At 73.6% G+C, this 16,764-nt stretch carries 17 protein-coding genes; 9 read left to right on the forward strand and 8 right to left on the reverse strand.

The features are described from left to right. The first annotated feature begins 1 nt into the window (after position 1). The gene (locus ABZ794_RS07430; RefSeq protein ID WP_238691155.1) at positions 2 to 751 is read left to right on the forward strand and encodes a hypothetical protein; all 750 of its coding nucleotides are present in this window, start codon (positions 2 to 4) and stop codon (positions 749 to 751) included. Positions 752 to 783: 32 nt separating this feature from the next. Beyond that, entirely contained in the window at positions 784 to 1,347 is a 564-nt protein-coding gene (locus tag ABZ794_RS07435; RefSeq protein WP_357514692.1) for a heme-binding protein, read from the forward strand. A gap of 1 nt (position 1,348) precedes the next feature. On the opposite strand, the gene ABZ794_RS07440 is transcribed toward ABZ794_RS07435, so the two are convergent. Genes ABZ794_RS07440 through ABZ794_RS07450 form a run of 3 tightly spaced genes read right to left on the reverse strand, consistent with a single transcriptional unit; the run spans position 1,349 to position 5,591 of the window. Next, a complete protein-coding gene (locus ABZ794_RS07440; protein ID WP_357514694.1) occupies positions 1,349 to 2,383 on the reverse strand; it encodes a hypothetical protein in 1,035 nt (344 codons plus the stop codon). Positions 2,384 to 2,424: 41 nt separating this feature from the next. Further along, positions 2,425 to 4,848, reverse strand: coding sequence for an ABC transporter permease (locus ABZ794_RS07445; protein WP_357514696.1), 2,424 nt, complete (start codon positions 4,846 to 4,848; stop codon positions 2,425 to 2,427). Beyond that, positions 4,842 to 5,591 (reverse strand): ABC transporter ATP-binding protein, encoded by a 750-nt coding sequence (locus ABZ794_RS07450; protein ID WP_357514698.1) that lies wholly within the window; start codon positions 5,589 to 5,591, stop codon positions 4,842 to 4,844. The genes ABZ794_RS07445 and ABZ794_RS07450 overlap by 7 nt, the downstream gene beginning before the upstream one ends. Before the next feature lie 169 nt (positions 5,592 to 5,760). Between ABZ794_RS07450 and ABZ794_RS07455 the strand changes: the two genes are divergently transcribed. Further along, positions 5,761 to 6,918 carry a sensor histidine kinase gene (locus ABZ794_RS07455; protein WP_357514700.1) on the forward strand — a complete coding sequence of 386 codons (1,158 nt, stop codon included), beginning with the start codon at positions 5,761 to 5,763 and terminating at the stop codon, positions 6,916 to 6,918. Further along, positions 6,915 to 7,583 carry a response regulator transcription factor gene (locus ABZ794_RS07460; RefSeq protein WP_357514702.1) on the forward strand — a complete coding sequence of 223 codons (669 nt, stop codon included), beginning with the start codon at positions 6,915 to 6,917 and terminating at the stop codon, positions 7,581 to 7,583. Before ABZ794_RS07455 ends, ABZ794_RS07460 begins: the two co-directional genes overlap by 4 nt. Before the next feature lie 134 nt (positions 7,584 to 7,717). Here ABZ794_RS07460 and ABZ794_RS07465 read toward each other — a convergent pair whose 3' ends face one another. Both ABZ794_RS07465 and ABZ794_RS07470 read right to left on the reverse strand, forming a co-directional pair. Continuing rightward, entirely contained in the window at positions 7,718 to 8,695 is a 978-nt protein-coding gene (locus ABZ794_RS07465; RefSeq protein WP_357514704.1) for an MBL fold metallo-hydrolase, read from the reverse strand. A gap of 153 nt (positions 8,696 to 8,848) precedes the next feature. Continuing rightward, on the reverse strand, positions 8,849 to 9,772 hold the full coding sequence (locus ABZ794_RS07470) for a serine hydrolase (protein WP_357514706.1): 924 nt from the start codon (positions 9,770 to 9,772) through the stop codon (positions 8,849 to 8,851). A 51-nt stretch (positions 9,773 to 9,823) separates the two neighbouring features. Here ABZ794_RS07470 and ABZ794_RS07475 point away from each other — a divergent pair, with 51 nt between their 5' ends. Then, positions 9,824 to 10,789: a LysR family transcriptional regulator gene (locus ABZ794_RS07475; RefSeq protein ID WP_357514708.1), complete on the forward strand. Its 966-nt coding sequence runs from the start codon at positions 9,824 to 9,826 to the stop codon at positions 10,787 to 10,789. A gap of 96 nt (positions 10,790 to 10,885) precedes the next feature. After that, positions 10,886 to 11,737: an aldo/keto reductase gene (locus tag ABZ794_RS07480; RefSeq protein ID WP_357514710.1), complete on the forward strand. Its 852-nt coding sequence runs from the start codon at positions 10,886 to 10,888 to the stop codon at positions 11,735 to 11,737. Between the two features lie 68 nt (positions 11,738 to 11,805). Here the strand turns inward: ABZ794_RS07480 and ABZ794_RS07485 are convergent, their stop codons facing one another. After that, on the reverse strand, positions 11,806 to 12,336 hold the full coding sequence (locus tag ABZ794_RS07485) for a nuclear transport factor 2 family protein (protein ID WP_238691144.1): 531 nt from the start codon (positions 12,334 to 12,336) through the stop codon (positions 11,806 to 11,808). Positions 12,337 to 12,465: 129 nt separating this feature from the next. On the opposite strand from ABZ794_RS07485, the gene ABZ794_RS07490 reads away from it, so the two are divergent. Then, positions 12,466 to 13,473, forward strand: coding sequence for a DUF5937 family protein (locus ABZ794_RS07490; protein WP_357514952.1), 1,008 nt, complete (start codon positions 12,466 to 12,468; stop codon positions 13,471 to 13,473). Here the strand turns inward: ABZ794_RS07490 and ABZ794_RS07495 are convergent. Then, entirely contained in the window at positions 13,431 to 14,273 is an 843-nt protein-coding gene (locus ABZ794_RS07495; RefSeq protein WP_357514713.1) for a helix-turn-helix transcriptional regulator, read from the reverse strand. The genes ABZ794_RS07490 and ABZ794_RS07495 overlap by 43 nt on opposite strands. Before the next feature lie 102 nt (positions 14,274 to 14,375). Here ABZ794_RS07495 and ABZ794_RS07500 point away from each other — a divergent pair, with 102 nt between their 5' ends. Continuing rightward, positions 14,376 to 15,128, forward strand: coding sequence for an SDR family oxidoreductase (locus ABZ794_RS07500; RefSeq protein ID WP_357514715.1), 753 nt, complete (start codon positions 14,376 to 14,378; stop codon positions 15,126 to 15,128). Positions 15,129 to 15,210: 82 nt separating this feature from the next. Further along, entirely contained in the window at positions 15,211 to 16,197 is a 987-nt protein-coding gene (locus tag ABZ794_RS07505) for an aldo/keto reductase (protein WP_357514717.1), read from the forward strand. Positions 16,198 to 16,222: 25 nt separating this feature from the next. Here the strand turns inward: ABZ794_RS07505 and ABZ794_RS07510 are convergent, their stop codons facing one another. Next, on the reverse strand, positions 16,223 to 16,738 hold the full coding sequence (locus ABZ794_RS07510) for a GNAT family N-acetyltransferase (protein WP_357514719.1): 516 nt from the start codon (positions 16,736 to 16,738) through the stop codon (positions 16,223 to 16,225). Positions 16,739 to 16,764 lie beyond the last annotated feature (26 nt).

Here is a 16,764-nt window from a genome sequence, read left to right on the forward strand (position 1 = left end):
CATGGACATGGCCAGCTACCGTCCGCGCACCGTGGTCAGCGGCGGCCCGCTGGAGCTGGCGGTCATGTGGGGTGGCTTCCCGCTGCTCGGCGCGGGCGCCGGATGGCTCCTCGCGGCGGCGACGGGCTGGCTCGCCCGGCTGCCCTGGGTGCCGTTCGGCGACCTGATCGAATGGTTGGACCGGCTGCCGGAGCCGCAGGCCACCGCCGCCACCATCGGGGTGGGCGTCCTGGCCGGTCTGGTCATCGCCGGGATCGGCACCGCCGAACGGTTGATCGTCACCGTCGACGGGGCGCAGGTCCAGCTGCGCCGCTCCGATGAGAACCGGACCATCGCCCGGGTCGACACCCGGGTGGTCTTCCTCGCCGACAAGCACCTGGTGCTGCTGGACGCCGACGGCGCGGAACTGGTCCGGGAGTCGACGGACCTGCCGGCCGCCCAACTGGCCGCGGCGTTCCGGGCGCACGGCTGGGGCTGGGCGGACGACGACCCGCACCGGTCGGCGTACCGGCTGTGGGTTCCGGACCTGCCCGGGTTGCCGGCCGGCGCGGACGCGCTGCTGCGGGCCCGGGATCGGGCCGTCGAGCGGGACCGCCGCGACGACGCCCGAGAGTTGCGCCGCGAGCTGGGCCAGATCGGGGTGGTGCTGCGCGACGAGGGCAAGCGGCAGTACTGGCGGTTGACCACCCGGGCCCTCGCCCCCGGGCCGGAGCGGCCCACTTCGGCCGAGCGGGAGCCGGACGGGCGGTAGCGTCTGTCCCAGCAGACCCTGGGAGCCGCGCCATGACCGAACAGCAGCCGTACCGGGTGGTGTCCCGACACCCCGGCTTCGAGCTGCGTCGATACCCCGCCCACCTGGTGGCCGAGATGCAGATCCAGGCGTCGTTCACCCGGGCGCCGATCGAGGCGTTCCGGCCGCTGGCCGCGTACATCGGTGGCGCCAATCGGGCCCGGCACCCGATCGGCTCCGCCGCGCCGACGATGGCGGCGGCCAGCGGCTCGGAGAAGATCGCCATGACCGCGCCGGTGGTGCAGATCGAGGGTGAGTGGCCGGGCGCGTACCTGATCCAGTTCGTCATGCCGGCCAGCTTCACCACCGCCACCCTGCCCGAGCCGGTGGACGCCCGGGTGCGGATCCGCGCGGTTCCGGCGCGGCTGGCGGCGGCGATGCGGTTCTCCGGGCGGTGGACGGAGCAGGCGTTCAGCCAGCGGGCCACGATGCTCGGCCGGTCGGTGACCGCGGCCGGGCTGCAACCGACCGGCGCCATCCGGTACGCGCGCTTCGACCCGCCGTGGAAGCCGTGGTTCCTGCGCCGAAACGAGGTAGTGCTGCCGGTCGTCGAGTGAGCTAGCGGAGCCGCCGACGGTCTTCGACGCTCGGCCGAGCCAGCAGCACAGCCATACCCAGCCCGGAGAGCAGCCCGGCCAGGGAGACCAGCAGGTCGGAGTCGGCGGCGTGGATCGGGCTGTTGCCGGCCAGTGCGGTGAACGTCGCGCCGATCGGCATCATGATCATCATGGGGATGGCCGTGGCCACCAGAAACACCAACGGGCCCACGAGCGCGACGAGCGCGGCCAGGGCGTGGTGCGACCAGATCGGCCGACCACCGGGCCAGTCCCAGGCCAGCACTGTGACCCCGGTGAGCAGCACCGCCCCGAGAGCGACCTCCGGCAGGAGGCGTGTGCCGGGCGCTGTGTCACGGACCAGCCCGACGCCGAGCAGAGCCACCACGGTGAGGCCGGCCGCCAGCCCGACGCGAACCCGGGTCCGCGTCGGAGCCGCCGCCAGCGCGGCACCGACGGCCAGTGCCACCAGCAGCGCCGCCGTGGCCAGGGCGCCCTGGTTCAGCTCCGGCTCCCGGTCGGTCGGTGACTCCATAGCTGCCGCCACCAGTGTCAGGACCCCGGCCACGCAGGCCGCCCCGGTCAGCACCCGCCGGTCGGTGGCCGGAGGCGTGCCGCGCTCCCGCCCCGACGACGTGTCAGGCTCGCGTGCTGGCGGGGTGCGGCGCTCCCACCACAGCAGAAGCGCCGCGACCACACCGAGCACGGCGCACCCGGCGACGGCGAGCAGCACCGTCGCGTCGGAGCCGATCGGGTCGGCCCGGTCGATCGCCACGTCGGCGGCGACCCAGCAGCCGCCCAGCACCACCGCCGGGCCGCTCCACCGCATCTGCCCCCGCCCGGCCAGCACCAACCCGAGCGGCACCGCCATGATCGCCATGAACCGCAGGTCGCGCGCCCAGTAGGCGTTGTTGCCCGGCAGGTGCTCCGACCACGGGCCGAGCGGCTCGGTTAGCGGTTGCCACCTGGTCATGCCGTACGCCCAGAGCACGACGGCGGCGGCGGAGAGGAGCAGCCCGACCGGGCGCGCGGATCGCATCCGTGGACGGTAGCGGCCCAACCGCCCGTGCGGGGGCGCGGTCATCCACCGACCGGTGACCGGGCGGGACGGTGGCGCAGCAGCCGCCACGTCGGCAACACACTGGACAGCACCGCGAGCAGCAGGCACAGGCCCACCACCCCGGCGACCACCGACCACGGCATCACCAGGTCGACGGGTGCACCGACCTGCTCGGCGAGGCCGGCGCTGATGCTGAGCAGACCGCCGAACGCGACAGCCCCACCCAGCAGCGCACCGATCAGGACCACCAGTGCGGACTCCGCCGTGACCAGCCAGATGACCTGCCGTCGGGTCGCCCCGGCCATCCGGATCAGCCGCAGGTCCGCGGCGCGGCCGGCGGCGGCCAGCAGCAGCGTGTTGGCCACCGCGATGGCCCCGTAGCCGGCGGACACCCCGATCAGCAGCACTGTGAAGAGCCAGACGAGCCGGTCCTCGGCGGCGTCCGCCTCGGCCGCCCAGCCCGGGACGTCGAGGATCCGCGCGCCGACCGGTGGATCGACGCGGTCCCGGACGTACACGGTGGACGTCAACGCCGAGGGGTCGTGCGCCCGCACCACGGCCCGGGGCACGAGCAGATCGCCGGGGATCGAGGTGTCGTCGACCACGGCGACGACGCGCAACGCCACCGTCGTCCCGTCGGCGAACACCACCGGGTACGGCTCGGACGGCAGCCGGTTCGCCGAGACGCCGACCACCACCGTGTCGTCACCCCTCAGGTCGTTCAGCGAACCGGTGACGACGGTGAGCACCCGGTTCGCGGCGGCGAAGCCCTCCGGGTCCACGCCGAGCGCGGTCATCGGCCGGTCCTGCGGCGACGTTCCGGGGTCGGTGCGGTAGACGGTGGTCGGCAGGAGCGCGGTGCCACCGGTGGCGGCGACGGCCCGGTCGGACAGGCCGGGTGCGCGGTCCGGCACGACGATCCAGCCTGCGTTCACGTTGTCCGCCCGACCCGCCGCGTACGCGGCGGTGCTGGTGCGCACCATCCCGGACACCAGTACCGCGAACGCGACAGTGAGCAGCACCGGCGCGGCGATGGCGGCGGTCCGCCGGGTCGCTGTCAACGCCCCGCCCCGGACCAGCATCCCGATCGCGCCACCGGGCCGACGCACCGGAGAACGCAAAAGCCACACCAGCGGCCCGACCACCACCGGGGCGAGCACTGTGGTGCCGGCAACCAGCGCCATCACCGCGTAGAGCGCGTACTGCGCCCCCACCCGCGCCTCGTCGGCGGTCGCCGTGCCCAGACTGAGAGCGGCCCCGGTCGCGAGGAGCAGCACTCCGGTGGCGCCGCGCAGCCGACCGATCGGTCGCTGTTCCACAGCGGCCTCGCGTAGCGCCTCCAACGGGCGGACCCGCGCCGCTCGGCGGGACGCCGACCAGACGGCCAGCAACGCGATCACCGGCCCGGCGGCGAGCGAGACCGCGACCGGCCAGAGTTCGTAGCGGACCCGGAAGGTCGACGGTTCGTAGCCGACGTCGACCAGCAGCCGACCCAGCAACGGGGCGAGCGCCGCGCCCACCAGCAGGCCGACGAGCCCTGCCGAGACGCCGACGGCGAGCGCCTCGGCGTAGACCATGCGGCGGACCTGGCGCCCGGTGGCGCCGACGGCGCGCAGCAGGCCCAGCTCACGGCGACGCTGCGCGATGGTGAACGCGAAGGTGGAGGCGACCACGAACACCGTGACGAAGCCGGCGAGGGCCGCCGTGGCGGTGAGCACCTGCATGCCGATCCACCGGGTACGGGCGTCGCCGCGCGGCTCCAACGCACCACGGGCGGCGCCGGTGAGCACCCGTCCGTCGCCGCCGACGACTCCGCGAGCCGCCGTGGCGACCCGCTCGGGATCGGCGTCCGGCGCGAGCACCAGCCCGATGGCCCGCACACCGGGCGCGAGCGCGGCGGCGACCTCGTCCGCGACGTGGACGCCGGGTCCGTCGACCAGACCGGTGACTGTGTACGACTCCGGGCCCACAGCGGTCAGCAGGGTGACCGGTGCGCCGGCGCGCAGTCCGAGCGTGCTGTCGACGACCACCTCGCCGGGCCGGCGGGGTGGCTCGCCGGCCGTGAGGCGCAGCCCACCCAACTGGGCGCTGGACCAGCCGTGCCCCTGGTAGGCGTCCTCCCGCCGGGTGTCGGCGACCGAGGGCCGGCCGTCGACGAGCGGCTGCGCGTAGAAGGTGCGGTCCGGCACCGCCGCCACCACGTCCGGCAGACCGGCCAGCCCGCCGACCAACTCCGCCGCCGTGGTGGCGGACCAGGGGCGGGTCGGCACGAACTCGTCAGCGGACGCACCCGCCTCGGGGCTCTGCACCACGACCGCCGCCCGCGCCAGCCGGTCCGGCACCTGCGGGCGGCCGGAAGCGAGCAGCAGGGTGGCCGCCGCGACCAGTGTGACCCCGATGGCGACTGCCACGAACGCGCTGGCCGATCGCCGGACGCTCAGCACGACGACTCCGCGACGGTCTCCCGCTCGGCGATCCGGGCGGCGACGGCGGCGGCGGTGATCGGGCCGGTCAGCTCGTCGACGACGCGGCCGTCGGCCAGCAGGAGGACCCGATCGGCGTACGCGGCGGCGGCGGGATCGTGGGTCACCATCACGACGGTCTGCCCGTGGTCGTCGACGAGCGCCCGCAGCAGCCGGAGCACCTGCCGGGAGGAGGCGCTGTCCAACGCCCCGGTCGGCTCGTCGGCGAAGACCACCGCCGGACGGGTGATCAACGCTCGGGCCACGGCGACGCGCTGCTGCTCCCCGCCGGACAGCTCACTCGGCCGGTGCCCGGCCCGGTCGGCGAGGCCGACGGCGTCGAGGGCTGCGGCGACGTCCACGGCCGGCGGGCGGCGGCGGGCCAGGCGCGACGGCAACTCGACGTTCTGGGCGGCGGTCAGCGTGGACACGAGGTTGAACGCCTGGAAGACGAAGCCGATCCGGTCCCGCCGCAGCCGGGTCAGCTCGTCCTCACCGAGGTCGTTGAGGCTGGTGCCGTCGATCGTGACGGTCCCCTCGGTCGGGCGGTCCAGCCCCGCCGCGCAGTGCAGCAGGGTGGACTTCCCCGAGCCGGAGGGGCCCATCACCGCCGTGAACGTGCCGCTCGCGAAGGCGGTGGTCACGCCGTCGAGCGCCGTCACCCGCCGGGTTCCGGTGCCGTACACCGCGCGCAGCCCCGTCAGGGTCACCGTGTCTGTGGTCATGACCGTTACGGTGCCGAATGCCGGGGGTGCGGCGCGTCGTGCCTGGGCTGGCACTTTCCGCCCCTCCCCCGGGTGGAGTCGACGGCCCGCACACGCCGGCACGTCGTCCTGCGGGATGACCACCCGCAGGCGGACGCGGCCGACCCGGCCGGCCGTTACCGTTCGACGGGTGACCGCTCTCCTGCTGACCCGACGGATGCGGCCGGTGGACCTGTACACCGTGGACGCCCTGCTGGCGGTGGCCGTCGGTGGGCTGCTCTGCCCGTACGCGGCGCTGGAGTCGCCGCTGCACGGCGGCGTACGCGAACCGCTGTGGGTGTCGGTGCTGGTCGGGATGGCCCTCGGGCTGCCGTTGGCCGTCCGGCGACGGTGGCCGATGGCGGTGGCCGTCGTGATCAGCTCGATCGCCACCGTCGCCCTGATCACCGGGGTGATACCCAACTTCGCGGCCGCCGCGCCGGCGTTCGCCATCGGCCTGTCCTTCTACACGGTGGCCGTGGCGACGCCCACCCGCCGCTCGATGCTCTGCGCCGCCGGTTGTCTGGCGCTGGTGAGTGTCGGCCTGGTGCTGACCGCGGGCGACCTCTGGTCACGGACCGGTGCGGTCGCCTACGCCACCGTCATGGTCGCGCCGGCCTGGGTGATCGGTTGGCTGATCCGGGAGCGACGCGCCCTCGCCGCCCGGCAGAGTGATCAGCTGGTCCGTCAGGCCGCCACCGAGGAGCGGTTGCGGGTGGCGCGCGAGCTGCACGACGTGGTCGCGCACACGCTCAGTCTCATCGTGGTGAAGGCGGCCGTCGCCAATCACGTCGCCGAGGCCGACCCCCGCGAGGCGGGCGCCGCGCTCCGGGTCATCGAGGAGACCGGCCGCACCGCGCTGACCGACGTACGTCGGGTGCTCGGCGTGCTGCGCGAGGACAGCCCGTACGCGCCGACGCCAGGGCTGGACGAGTTGCCCCTGCTGGCCCGTCAGGCGGCGATCGGCGGCGTCGACGTGCGGCTCGACGTGCGGCGGGACGAGCCGGCCGGCGCGGTGCCGGAGTCGGTGGGCCTCGCCGTGTACCGGATCGTGCAGGAGGCGGTGACGAACGTGGTGAAGCACGCGGCGCCGGCCGCCTGCCGGGCCACGGTGACCGTCCTGCCCGACGAGGTGCGGGTGGAGGTGACCGACGACGGCCAGCGGCCGGTCCTGCTCGGCGGGGAGGGGCACGGGTTGATCGGCATGCGGGAACGGGTGGCGTTGCACGGCGGGGAGTTCCGCGCCGGCCCCCGCTCCGACGGTGGCTTCGTGGTGACGGCCAGCCTCCCCTACCGGGTGGCCGCGTGATCCGCGTGCTGATCGCCGACGACCAGGCGTTGCTGCGCGGCAGTTTCCGGCTGCTGGTCGATCTCAGCCCGGACTGCACCACTGTCGGTGAGGCGGGCACCGGCGTGGAGGCTGTCGCGTTGACCGAGCAGCACCGGCCGGACGTGGTGCTGATGGACGTCCGGATGCCGGAGATGGACGGCATCGAGGCGACCCGGCGGATCTGCGCCGACCCGGCGACGGCCGGCACCCGGGTCATCATCCTGACCACGTTCGACCTCGACGAGTACGTCTACGGGGCGCTGCGCGCCGGGGCCAGCGGGTTCCTGCTCAAGGACACCCCACCGGCGGACCTGCTGACCGGGATCCGGGTGGTCGCCGCCGGGGAGGGGCTGCTCGCGCCGACGGTGACCCGCCGGCTGATCGACGAGTTCGCCCGGCAGCCGGAGCCGACCCGGCCGCTGCCCCGGCAGCTCGACGGGGTGACCGATCGGGAGCGGGAGGTGCTCGCGCTGATCGCCCGGGGCCTGTCCAACGCGGAGTTGGCCGCGCACCTGAACCTCAGCCAGGCCACAGTCAAGACGCACGTGGGGCGGCTGCTGACCAAGCTGGCGGTACGCGACCGGGCCCAACTGGTCATCGTCGCGTACGAGACGGGCCTGGTGGGGCCGGGCGGCCTACGCTGAGCCGGTCGGTCCGCACCCGAGCAGCAGCCATGACCAGGTACTCCCGCAACTGGAAGTCGGTGCGGGCCCTGGCGGAGATGACCACCGCCTGACCGGGGTGGGGGCCGCGGCTCGGCGACCCCCACCGACGCTGCTCAGAAGTGGTACGCGGTCTCGTACTCGGGCACCAGCACGCGGCTGCGCGGCGAGATCCGGCGCACCGCCGCGATCATCTCGTTCAGGCGGGTTCGGTCGGTCGGGGCGACCGGCGGCGGGTTCTGCAACGCCGTCTCGAAGTTGTCGTAGTGCACCGGCACCACGACCTTCGGGTAGTCGAGGCCGGCCAGCAGCCGGGGCAGGTAGTCGCCCGTGGTGGTGGCGTTCTGCATGGCCACCATCGCCACGTCGGGTGCGAGGCCGGTGAGGTTCCGCTCGGCCACGTCGCTGGCCCCGGTGAAGTAGACCGACGGTCCGCCGTCGACCCGCAGCAGGTAGCCCAGCGTGTCGCCCTCCGGCAGGTCGGCGATGGTGGCCGGCTGCGGCGGCGGGCTCACCCGCACCCCGGGAAAGGCCACCGAGTACGACGGGTTGCGGCTGTGCAGCGAGCCGACCACCTCGACGCTGTGGTCCCCGAAGTCCAGCACCTCCCCACCCTTGACGGCGCTGAGCTGCGTCGACGGCAACCCGTAGGCCAACCCCAGGTGGTACGCGGTAAGCGTGCCGAACACCCGTGCGCCGGTGCGCTTGGCGATGTACGGCACGTCCATGAAGTGGTCCCAGTGGGTGTGCGTGACCAGCACCGTCGTGGCCCGGTCGACGCGCGGGTCGATCACGTCGGTGCGCACCGTCAACGCGGTGTCGGTCTTGAAGGCCCCGGTGAACAGCCCGGTGTCGATCCGGCTGAGGAACGGGTCGACGAGAAGGGTGCGGTCGCCGATGTCGACGCGCCAGCCGGCCGTACCCCACCAGCGGAAGCTGACCGCGCCCTTGCGGCGAGCGGTCGGCGTGGGAGCGGCGGTCGAGGGTGCGGCCTGGGCCGGGGTGGCGACGCTGGCGGCGAGGCCACCGGCGGAGACCAGGGCGGTGGTGGCGGCGGCGTCGCGCAGGAAGCGTCGGCGGTCGAGACTGGGCATGCGGATTACTCCCCGTGGTCGGGTGATGTGTCGACCACGAGCCAACCAGCGGCACCCGGCCACGGTCCAAGATCAAGCGCCGTCGGCTTCGATACGCCGGCGGATATCGGTGCTGCTCAGCGGGGGTGTGGCGGCACCCGGAGGGTCGCGAAATCAGTCGCCGCGCAGCGCCTCGACGGCCGTCCGGGCGGCCTCCCCCATCGCCAGGTCCACGTCGATGCGGCGCGGGGTCAACCGTTCCGCGCGGGCGAAGACGGCGATCGCGTACCGGCCCCCGTCGGGGTATTCGGCGACCCCGGCCTCCAGGTGGAACCCGGGCAGGGTGCCGGTCTTTCCGGAGACCCGGACGCCGGGCGGAAAGCCGGCGGCCAGCCGGGTCCAGAAGATCTGCCGGGCCATCCAGGTGCGGACCATCGCGCAGGCCGCCGCCGGCCCGGCCTCGTCCCGCCAGATCAACGTGAGCAGCCGGGTGATCTCCCGGGCGGTGCTGGACGTGGTGTGCGCGGGGTCGAAGACCCGCATCGCCCGGACCCGCTCCGCCGGCAGCGTGGGGAAGATCCGGGCGAACTCCGCCTCGGTCCGGGCGCCCACGTCGGCGAGCATCATCTCGACCAGCTCCCGAGGGCCGCCGAGGACGCGGGTACGGGTCAGCCCCAGCTCGACGGCGAGCATCGGCAACAGGTCCGGGCCGACCCGGCGCAGCAGCAGGTCGGCTGCCGTGTTGTCGGTGACCGACATGGCGAAGTACGCGAGGTCGCGCAGCGACACCTCGGCGTCGTCGTCGCAGCCGGCCAGACCCCACCCACCGAGCCGGTCGGCGGCGGTGACCACCACCCGCTCGGTCGGGTCCACCTGACCGGCCTCCACCTGCCGGGCGAACTCCAACACCAGCAGGATCTTGAAGATCGAGGCGATCACCACCTGCTCGTCGGCCCGCACCCCGACCTCACGAGCGCCGTCGACCGGTCCGCCGCCCTCGACGGCGCTCAGGTCGACGGCGTCCAGGTCCACGACGTGCAGGCTGGCTGTCACCCCGACGGCGGCGAAGATGGCCTCGATCCGTTCCTCCACGTCCACGCCAGCACGGTATCCAGCGCCGCAGTGGTCGCGCTGGCGTAGGGTCCGGCCGTGGATCTGCTCCGGCACCTGCGGCACTTCGTGGTGGTAGCACGCGAACTGCACTTCGGGCGGGCCGCGGAGCTGCTCGGGATGGCCCAGCCGCCGCTGAGCCAGTCGATCCAGCGACTGGAACGGGAACTGACTGTCGAGCTGTTCGACAGGTCCCGCCGCCAGGTACGCCTCACCACCGCCGGTGAGCTGCTGCTCGGCGAGGCGGAGGAGCTGCTCGCCGGCGAGGGTCGACTCCGCAGCCTGATGGGGCAGATCCGCGCCGGTGAGCTGGGCGTACTCCGGGCCGGGGTGCCACCGGAGACGCCCGCCGTGACGCTGCGTTCGCTGCTGGACGGGCTCGCCACCCGGGCGCCCGGCCTGGACGTGGAGCTGCACGAGCTGACCACTGCCGAGCAGGTGCGGATGCTCACCGAGCGGACCCTGGACGTGGGGCTCGTACATCACCCGGTGGCGGCGGACGGGCTGCGCTTCGGCGCCCCGGTCGACGTACCCCTGGGGGTGCTGCTGCCGCGGACCTCCCCGCTGGCCCGCGGCCGTGAGGTGACGCTCGCGTCGCTGGCCGGTCTCGATCTGGTGGCCGCTCCCCGCGCCACCGCCCCCGGCTGGCACGACCACCTGCTGGCGGTGTGCCGGCAGCACGGGTGGCGCCCGGCCCGGGTGCGTCCGGCCCGCAACCCGGAGTTCCTTTGCGGGCTGGTGTTGGCCGGCGGCGGGGTGGCCGTGGAACCGGCGGCGGTGGCCCGCCGGGAACCCCGGATGGCCTGGCGGCCGATCAGCGACGCGCCGCTGGCCAAGCGCACCTCGGCGGCCTGGCCGGACCGGTCGGCGCACCCGGCGGCGGCGATGTTCGGCCAACTCGCCGCGGAGGTGCTGGCCGACGCCGAGCCCACAGCGCCCGCGCCGGCCGCGACGTCGGGGCCGGCGGCACGGCCGTGGCCGGTGCTGTTCGACACGACCGGGTGAACCGACCGGCCGTTGCCTCCGTCACCCCGATTGGGCGGTGGATCGTCCACCCACCCGGGTATGGATGACAGGAAACGAAGACGCGAAGGAGCCGCAGTGGCAATCACGATTCCCGACATCAGCCTGAACGACGGCACCACCATTCCGCAGCTCGGCTTCGGGGTGTTCCAGATCGAGCCGAAGGACACCGCCGCGGCGGTGACCACTGCGTTCGAGGTGGGCTACCGGCACATCGACACCGCTGAGATGTACGGCAACGAGGCCGAGGTCGGCGAGGCGGTACGCGTGTCCGGCCTCGACCGGGGCTCGGTCTACGTGACCAGCAAGCTGAACAACGGCTTCCACCGCCCCGACGACGCCCGCAGGGCGTTCGACTCGACGCTCGCGGCGCTGAAGATGGACTACATCGACCTGTTCCTGATCCACTGGCCGCTGCCGACCCTGTACGACGGCGACTACGTCTCGACCTGGAAGGTGCTGGAGGAGTTCCAGCGCGACGGCCGGGCCCGCTCGATCGGCGTGTCCAACTTCCAGGTGTCGCACCTGCAGCGGCTGGCCGCCGAGGCGAGCGTCGTGCCGACGGTCAACCAGATCGAGGCGCACCCGTACTTCACAAACGACGAGGTCCGCGCCTACGGCCGTGAGCACAACATCCTCACCGAGGCGTGGTCGCCGATCGCGCAGGGCAAGGTTCTCGACGACCCGACGGTCGTCGACATCGCCGAGCAGCTCGACCGGACCCCGGCGCAGGTGGTGCTCCGCTGGCACGTGCAGCGCGGCGACATCATCTTCCCGAAGTCGACCACCCCGAAGCGGATCGAGGAGAACAGCCGGATCTTCGACTTCGAGTTGGACGACGCGGCGATGGAGCGGATAACCATGCTGGACAAGGGCGAGGCCGGCCGGCAGGGCCCGAACCCGGACACCTTCGCCTACCTGCCCAGCTGACCTGAGCCGCCGAGGGGCGGGCGCCACCGCGGTGACGCCCGCCCTCCCTCCGGCTGGCGACCCCCTGGTCAGATCCGGCCCACGGAGTCCTGGTTCTGCAGCACCAGCCACCGGCCGTGCTGGTAGGTATAGCTGACCCCGATCAGCAGCGGCACCCTGGTGCCGGTGGCCGGCACCGCGTAGACGGAGTCGAACAACACGAACCCGGTCCGGCAGCCCACCACGGTCTGCTTCGCCACACTGAACGACTGGGTCCAGGAATCGTCGGCGAAGAACCCGCGCAGCCAGTCCACTGTGGCCCGTTTGCCGTCGAGCACCTCCCCGTCGGAGGCGAAGACGGAGGTGACCTCGGGGTGCAGCAGCGCGGCGAAGCCGTCCAGGTCGCGCCGGGCGGTGGTCTCCACGTACGCCCGGACGGCGCGGTCGAAGGCGCGCTCGCAGCCGCGGGCCGCCGCGTCCCCGGTTGTGGTGTCGCCCGGACCGGGGGTGGCGGCCGACACCGCTGCCGGAGCGGCGGCGAGCAGGCCGGCGGTGAGCCCGAGCAGGGCGATCGTGCGGCCGAGCCGGCCGGCGGGACGGGCGGAGGCGGATGGACGCATCGGGTTCTCCTTCGGACGAGTGGTTGTGCCGTCGCAGCAAACCGGCCCGCCCCGCGGTCGGCCAGTGATTCGAACCAGCTCGAATGCCGACAGCACATCGATGCCACCGCTTGTACGATCCGCGTTGTGATGGTCGCGCACCTGGACGGTTCGAGCCTCGCCCGGCTCCGGTTGGCGATCTCGCCGGCCTGGGAGGTGACGTCCTGGCTGCGGGCCGCGCTCTCGCGGTTCGGGCATCCGGTGCACGGCGATCCCGGTCCGGCCGCCCGCGCCGCGCTGCGGCACCCCGACGTGGCTCTGGTCGCGGAGCTGGTGACGCCGCCCGGCCGGCTCGGCTACACGCCGGACCTGCTCACGCCGAAGCCGCCGCTGGGTCCGCTCGACGCGGCCTTCGAGCAGCAGTTGGCGGCCACGGCCGCAACGCCCGCCGACGAGGTGGCGGCGCAGGTGAACGAGCGGTTTCCGGCGGGCGGGATCCCGGCGCGGGTCCGCGCGGCGGTCGAGGACGGCACCCTCGCCCGGCGGGTCACCGATGGGCTGCGGCACTTCTGGCAGACCTCGCTCGCCGAGCAGTGGCCGGCGGTGCGGGCCACGCTGGAGGCCGAGCTGGCCGTGCGAGCCACCGCGATGGCCACCGCCGGAGTGGGCAGCATGCTGAACGGCCTGCACCCGAAGGTCGGCTGGACCGGCAGGTCGCTGACCATCGACAGCTCGTACCGGATCACCACGGCGCTGACCGGCGCGGAGCTGGTGCTCGCGCCGTCGGCGCTGGCCTGGCCCCAGCTCTCCACCCAGCTGTGCGACGAGGGCAACGCCGTGCTGGTCTACCCGGTCGGTGCCGGGCCGACAGTCCAGCGCAGGGCGGATCGGCTCGGTGACCTGGTCGGTGCGAGCCGGGCGGCGATCCTGGCGGACCTGGACGTGCCCCGGTCCACCGGGCAGCTCAGCGAGCGGCACCGGCTGGCCCCGGCCACCATCTCCTACCACCTGGGGGTGCTGCTGCGCTCCGGTCTGGTGGTGCGCACCAGGGAGCGGCACAGCGTGTTCTACCGGCGGTCCGACGACGGGGACGGGCTGGTCGGCTGCCGGCCAGGTCAGGGCGCGACGCGCTCGGCGAGCCGGCGGAACACCGCCTGAGTGGGCGAGCCGGGCTCGGGGACGTAGACGATCATTCGCTGGTCGGTCTCCGGAACGTACAGCACCCGGCACTCGAACTCCAACGACCCCAGCTCGGGATGCGGCACCCGCTTGACGATGGGGCGGCGCTCCTCGACATCATGCTCCGCCCAGAGCCGCGCGAACCGGGGCGAGGTACCGAGCAGCTCGGTGACCAGCTCGCGGATGGCCGGGTCGGCCGGGTAACGGCCGTAGGCGGCCCGCAGGTCCGCCACCGTGCTACGGACGAAGCAGATGGTCTCGGCGTCGGTCCAGTGGCTGTCGGTCGCCGGATGCCGGAAGGTCCAGCGGATCATGTTGCGGTCCGCGTCCGGCACGGCCGAGAGGTCGCCCATGAAGTACGTGGCCAGCCGGTTCCAGGCCAGCACCTGGTACGCGGCGTCGACGAGGTACGCCGGAGTCTCGGTCATCGCGTCGATCAGGTGCCGCAGCCCGGGGGTCACCTCTCGGCTCGGCCCGCCGGCCGGCAGCGGATTCTCCCCGGCGATCCGGAACAGATACTCGCGCTCGTCCCGACTCAACAGCAGCGCCCGGGCCATCGACGCGAGCACCTGCCGCGACGGGTGCGGTCCGCGGCCCTGCTCCAGCCGGATGTAGTAGTCGATCGACATGCCGGCGAGCTGGGCGACCTCCTGCCGGCGCAGCCCGGGGGTGCGTCGGCGTCCACCCTCGGGGAGCCCGACCTCGGCGGGGCGCAGCCGGGCGCGGCGGGTACGCAGGAACGCCGCCAGTTCGTCACGCCGCAGGCCGCTGCTCGTCATGCCCCCAGCATGCCCCGGGCCGGGCCGGCGAGGGTGGTACCGCCGGTCCCAGCCTCGGCCCGTCTCTCCCCGGGCGCGGCCAGCCCGGCGAGGCTCGACGGCATGACGAACATGATCGCCCTGATCACCGGGGCCAACAAGGGAATCGGCTTCGCCACCGCCCGGCAGCTCGGCGCCCTCGGGATGACAGTGCTGGTGGGCGCCCGGGACGCCGAGCGGGGCCGGGCAGCCGAACGGGAGCTGCGCGACGGCGGCGCGGACGCGGTGTTCCTGCCGCTCGATGTCACCGATGCCGAGTCGGTGACGGCCGCCGCGAAGCGGGTGGAGGCGGAGTACGGCCGGCTGGACGTGCTGGTCAACAACGCCGGCATCATCCTCGCCGACGGCGCGCGGGGGCTGCCCAGCGACACGACAGTGGGGACGCTGCGCCGGCTGTACGAGACGAACGTCTTCGGCGTGGTGGCGGTGACCAACGCGCTGCTGCCGCTGCTACGCCGGGCACCGGCCGCCCGAATCGTCAACGTGTCGAGCGAGGTCGGCTCGATCGCGGTGATGACCGACCCGAACGGCGCGCTGTTCGAGCTGACCTCCGTGCCCTACCCGTCGTCGAAGGCGGCGCTGAACATGCTCACCGCGATGTACGCCAAGGAGCTGCGGGACACCCCGATCACTGTGAACGCCGCGAACCCGGGCTACTGCGCCACCGACCTGAACGCCAACAGCGGCTTCCGCACGGCCGAGCAGGGCGCCGAGGTGAGCGTGCACCTGGCGACCCTGCCGGCCGACGGGCCGAGCGGGCTGCTCTGGGGCTTCCAGATGGACGCCGGCGGTGGGTACGGCGTGCTGCCCTGGTGACCTGAGCGCTTGACCTGGAGTGCGCTCCAGCCGGCAGGGTGACCTGTGCGCCCACCGGTAGGGCGCACGAGAGGAGATCCCCATGCGGTACCGCACGATCGGCACCGACCCGGCGACCCGGCGCGACGTCAGCGTGCTCAGCCTCGGCGCGATGCTCTTCGGCAGCGCCACCGACGAGGCCACCTCGTACGCGATCCTCGACCGGTACGTCGAGGCCGGCGGCACGTTCATCGACACGTCGGACAACTACGCGTTCTGGGTGGACGGTGGCCAGGGCGGGCAGAGCGAGGAGCTGCTCGGCCGGTGGCGGCGCAGCCGGGGCGTCGGCGCCGAGATCGTCATCGCCACCAAACTGGGCGCCCGACCGCTGGCCCCGGGGACCAGCTACCTGGACAACGCCGAGGGCCTCTCCGCCAAGGTGATCCGCGAGTCCGCGGAGCGCAGCCGGGAACGGCTCGGGGTGGAGCGGCTGGACCTGCTCTACGCCCACATCGAGGACCGGACCGTGCCGCTCCAGGAGACCGTGGAGGGCTTCGCCGAGCTGGTCGCCGAGGGCACCGTGGGTCTGCTGGGCGCCAGCAACCACCGGGCCTGGCGGGTGGAGCGGGCCCGCGCGTTGGCCGCCGCCGCCGGCCTGCCGGGGTACGAGGTGCTCCAGTACCACCGCAGTTACCTGCCGAACCGCACCGACCTGACCAGCGAACTGGACCCGGACGGCGAGCCGGGCGGCGTCAGCGGTGACCTGCTCAGCTACCTGCGTGCCGAGCCCGAGCTGACCCTGGTCGCGTACTCGCCGCTGCTCAAGGGGGCGTTCACCCGGGCGAACAAGCCGCTCAGCTCGGCGTACGACCTGCCGAGCGCGCCACGGCGACTGGCCGCGCTGCGGGAGGTGGCCGGGCAGAGCGGCGCGACTGTCAACCAGGTGGTGCTCGCCTGGTTGCTGGGCGGTGAGCTGCCGTCCATCCCGCTGGTGGGCGCCTCGTCGGTGGCGCAACTGGAGGAGAGCCTGGCAGCGGTCGACCTGGAGCTGACCGCCGAGCAACGGCACCGCCTCGACACCACCTGGTGACCTGTCGCCGGCCGCCCCGCCGACCTCAGCTCACTGTCGGTGGGGCGGTCAGGTCGAGCTGCCAGTCGTTGGCGCGCATCATCTGCCCCGGCGGGTATTCGAAACCGGTCTCGCCGAGCAGCGTGAAGCCTGCCTTGCGGCACACCGCGTTCGAGGCGGGATTGTCGACCGAGGGGTAGGCGTGGGCGTAGTGCCGGTCCCGTCGGGCGCGGGCCACGTCCACCACCGCGCGCACCGCCGCGGTCGCCAGCCCCTGCCCCCGGTACGCGGGCAGCACCGCCCAGCCCAGCTCGTAAACCGGCTGGTCACGCCACTCGCGGGCCCAGTAGCCGACGCTGCCCGCCCGCACCCCGTCCGGCAGCACCATCGTGAACATGCAGCCCTGCTCGGTGCCGGAGAAGTGCACGTACCGGTCGTGCCGGGCGAGCACCTGCTCGTCGGTCTCCGGGCCGCCGGTGTGCTTGCGGGTGTCCGGTGAGTTGAGCTGCCGCAGCAGGTCGAGGTCGTCCTCGTGCCACGGCTCGATGCGTACCTGTGCCATCGCGCCCCCGTTCGTCGACCCCCAGT

The organism is Micromonospora sp. NPDC047187, assembly GCF_040643355.1.
Lineage (GTDB): Bacteria > Actinomycetota > Actinomycetes > Mycobacteriales > Micromonosporaceae > Micromonospora > Micromonospora salmantinae.

Bases quoted from the DNA above. Each gene is read 5' to 3' on its own strand.
- ABZ794_RS07430 (WP_238691155.1), top strand. From the start codon at position 2: ATGGACATGGCCAGCTACCGTCCGCGCACCGTGGTCAGCGGCGGCCCG.
- ABZ794_RS07435 (WP_357514692.1), top strand. From the start codon at position 784: ATGACCGAACAGCAGCCGTACCGGGTGGTGTCCCGACACCCCGGCTTC.
- ABZ794_RS07440 (WP_357514694.1), bottom strand. From the start codon at position 2,383: ATGCGATCCGCGCGCCCGGTCGGGCTGCTCCTCTCCGCCGCCGCCGTC.
- ABZ794_RS07450 (WP_357514698.1), bottom strand. From the start codon at position 5,591: ATGACCACAGACACGGTGACCCTGACGGGGCTGCGCGCGGTGTACGGC.
- ABZ794_RS07465 (WP_357514704.1), bottom strand. From the start codon at position 8,695: ATGCCCAGTCTCGACCGCCGACGCTTCCTGCGCGACGCCGCCGCCACC.
- ABZ794_RS07485 (WP_238691144.1), bottom strand. From the start codon at position 12,336: ATGCGTCCATCCGCCTCCGCCCGTCCCGCCGGCCGGCTCGGCCGCACG.
- ABZ794_RS07490 (WP_357514952.1), top strand. From the start codon at position 12,466: ATGGTCGCGCACCTGGACGGTTCGAGCCTCGCCCGGCTCCGGTTGGCG.
- ABZ794_RS07495 (WP_357514713.1), bottom strand. From the start codon at position 14,273: ATGACGAGCAGCGGCCTGCGGCGTGACGAACTGGCGGCGTTCCTGCGT.
- ABZ794_RS07500 (WP_357514715.1), top strand. From the start codon at position 14,376: ATGACGAACATGATCGCCCTGATCACCGGGGCCAACAAGGGAATCGGC.
- ABZ794_RS07505 (WP_357514717.1), top strand. From the start codon at position 15,211: ATGCGGTACCGCACGATCGGCACCGACCCGGCGACCCGGCGCGACGTC.
- ABZ794_RS07510 (WP_357514719.1), bottom strand. From the start codon at position 16,738: ATGGCACAGGTACGCATCGAGCCGTGGCACGAGGACGACCTCGACCTG.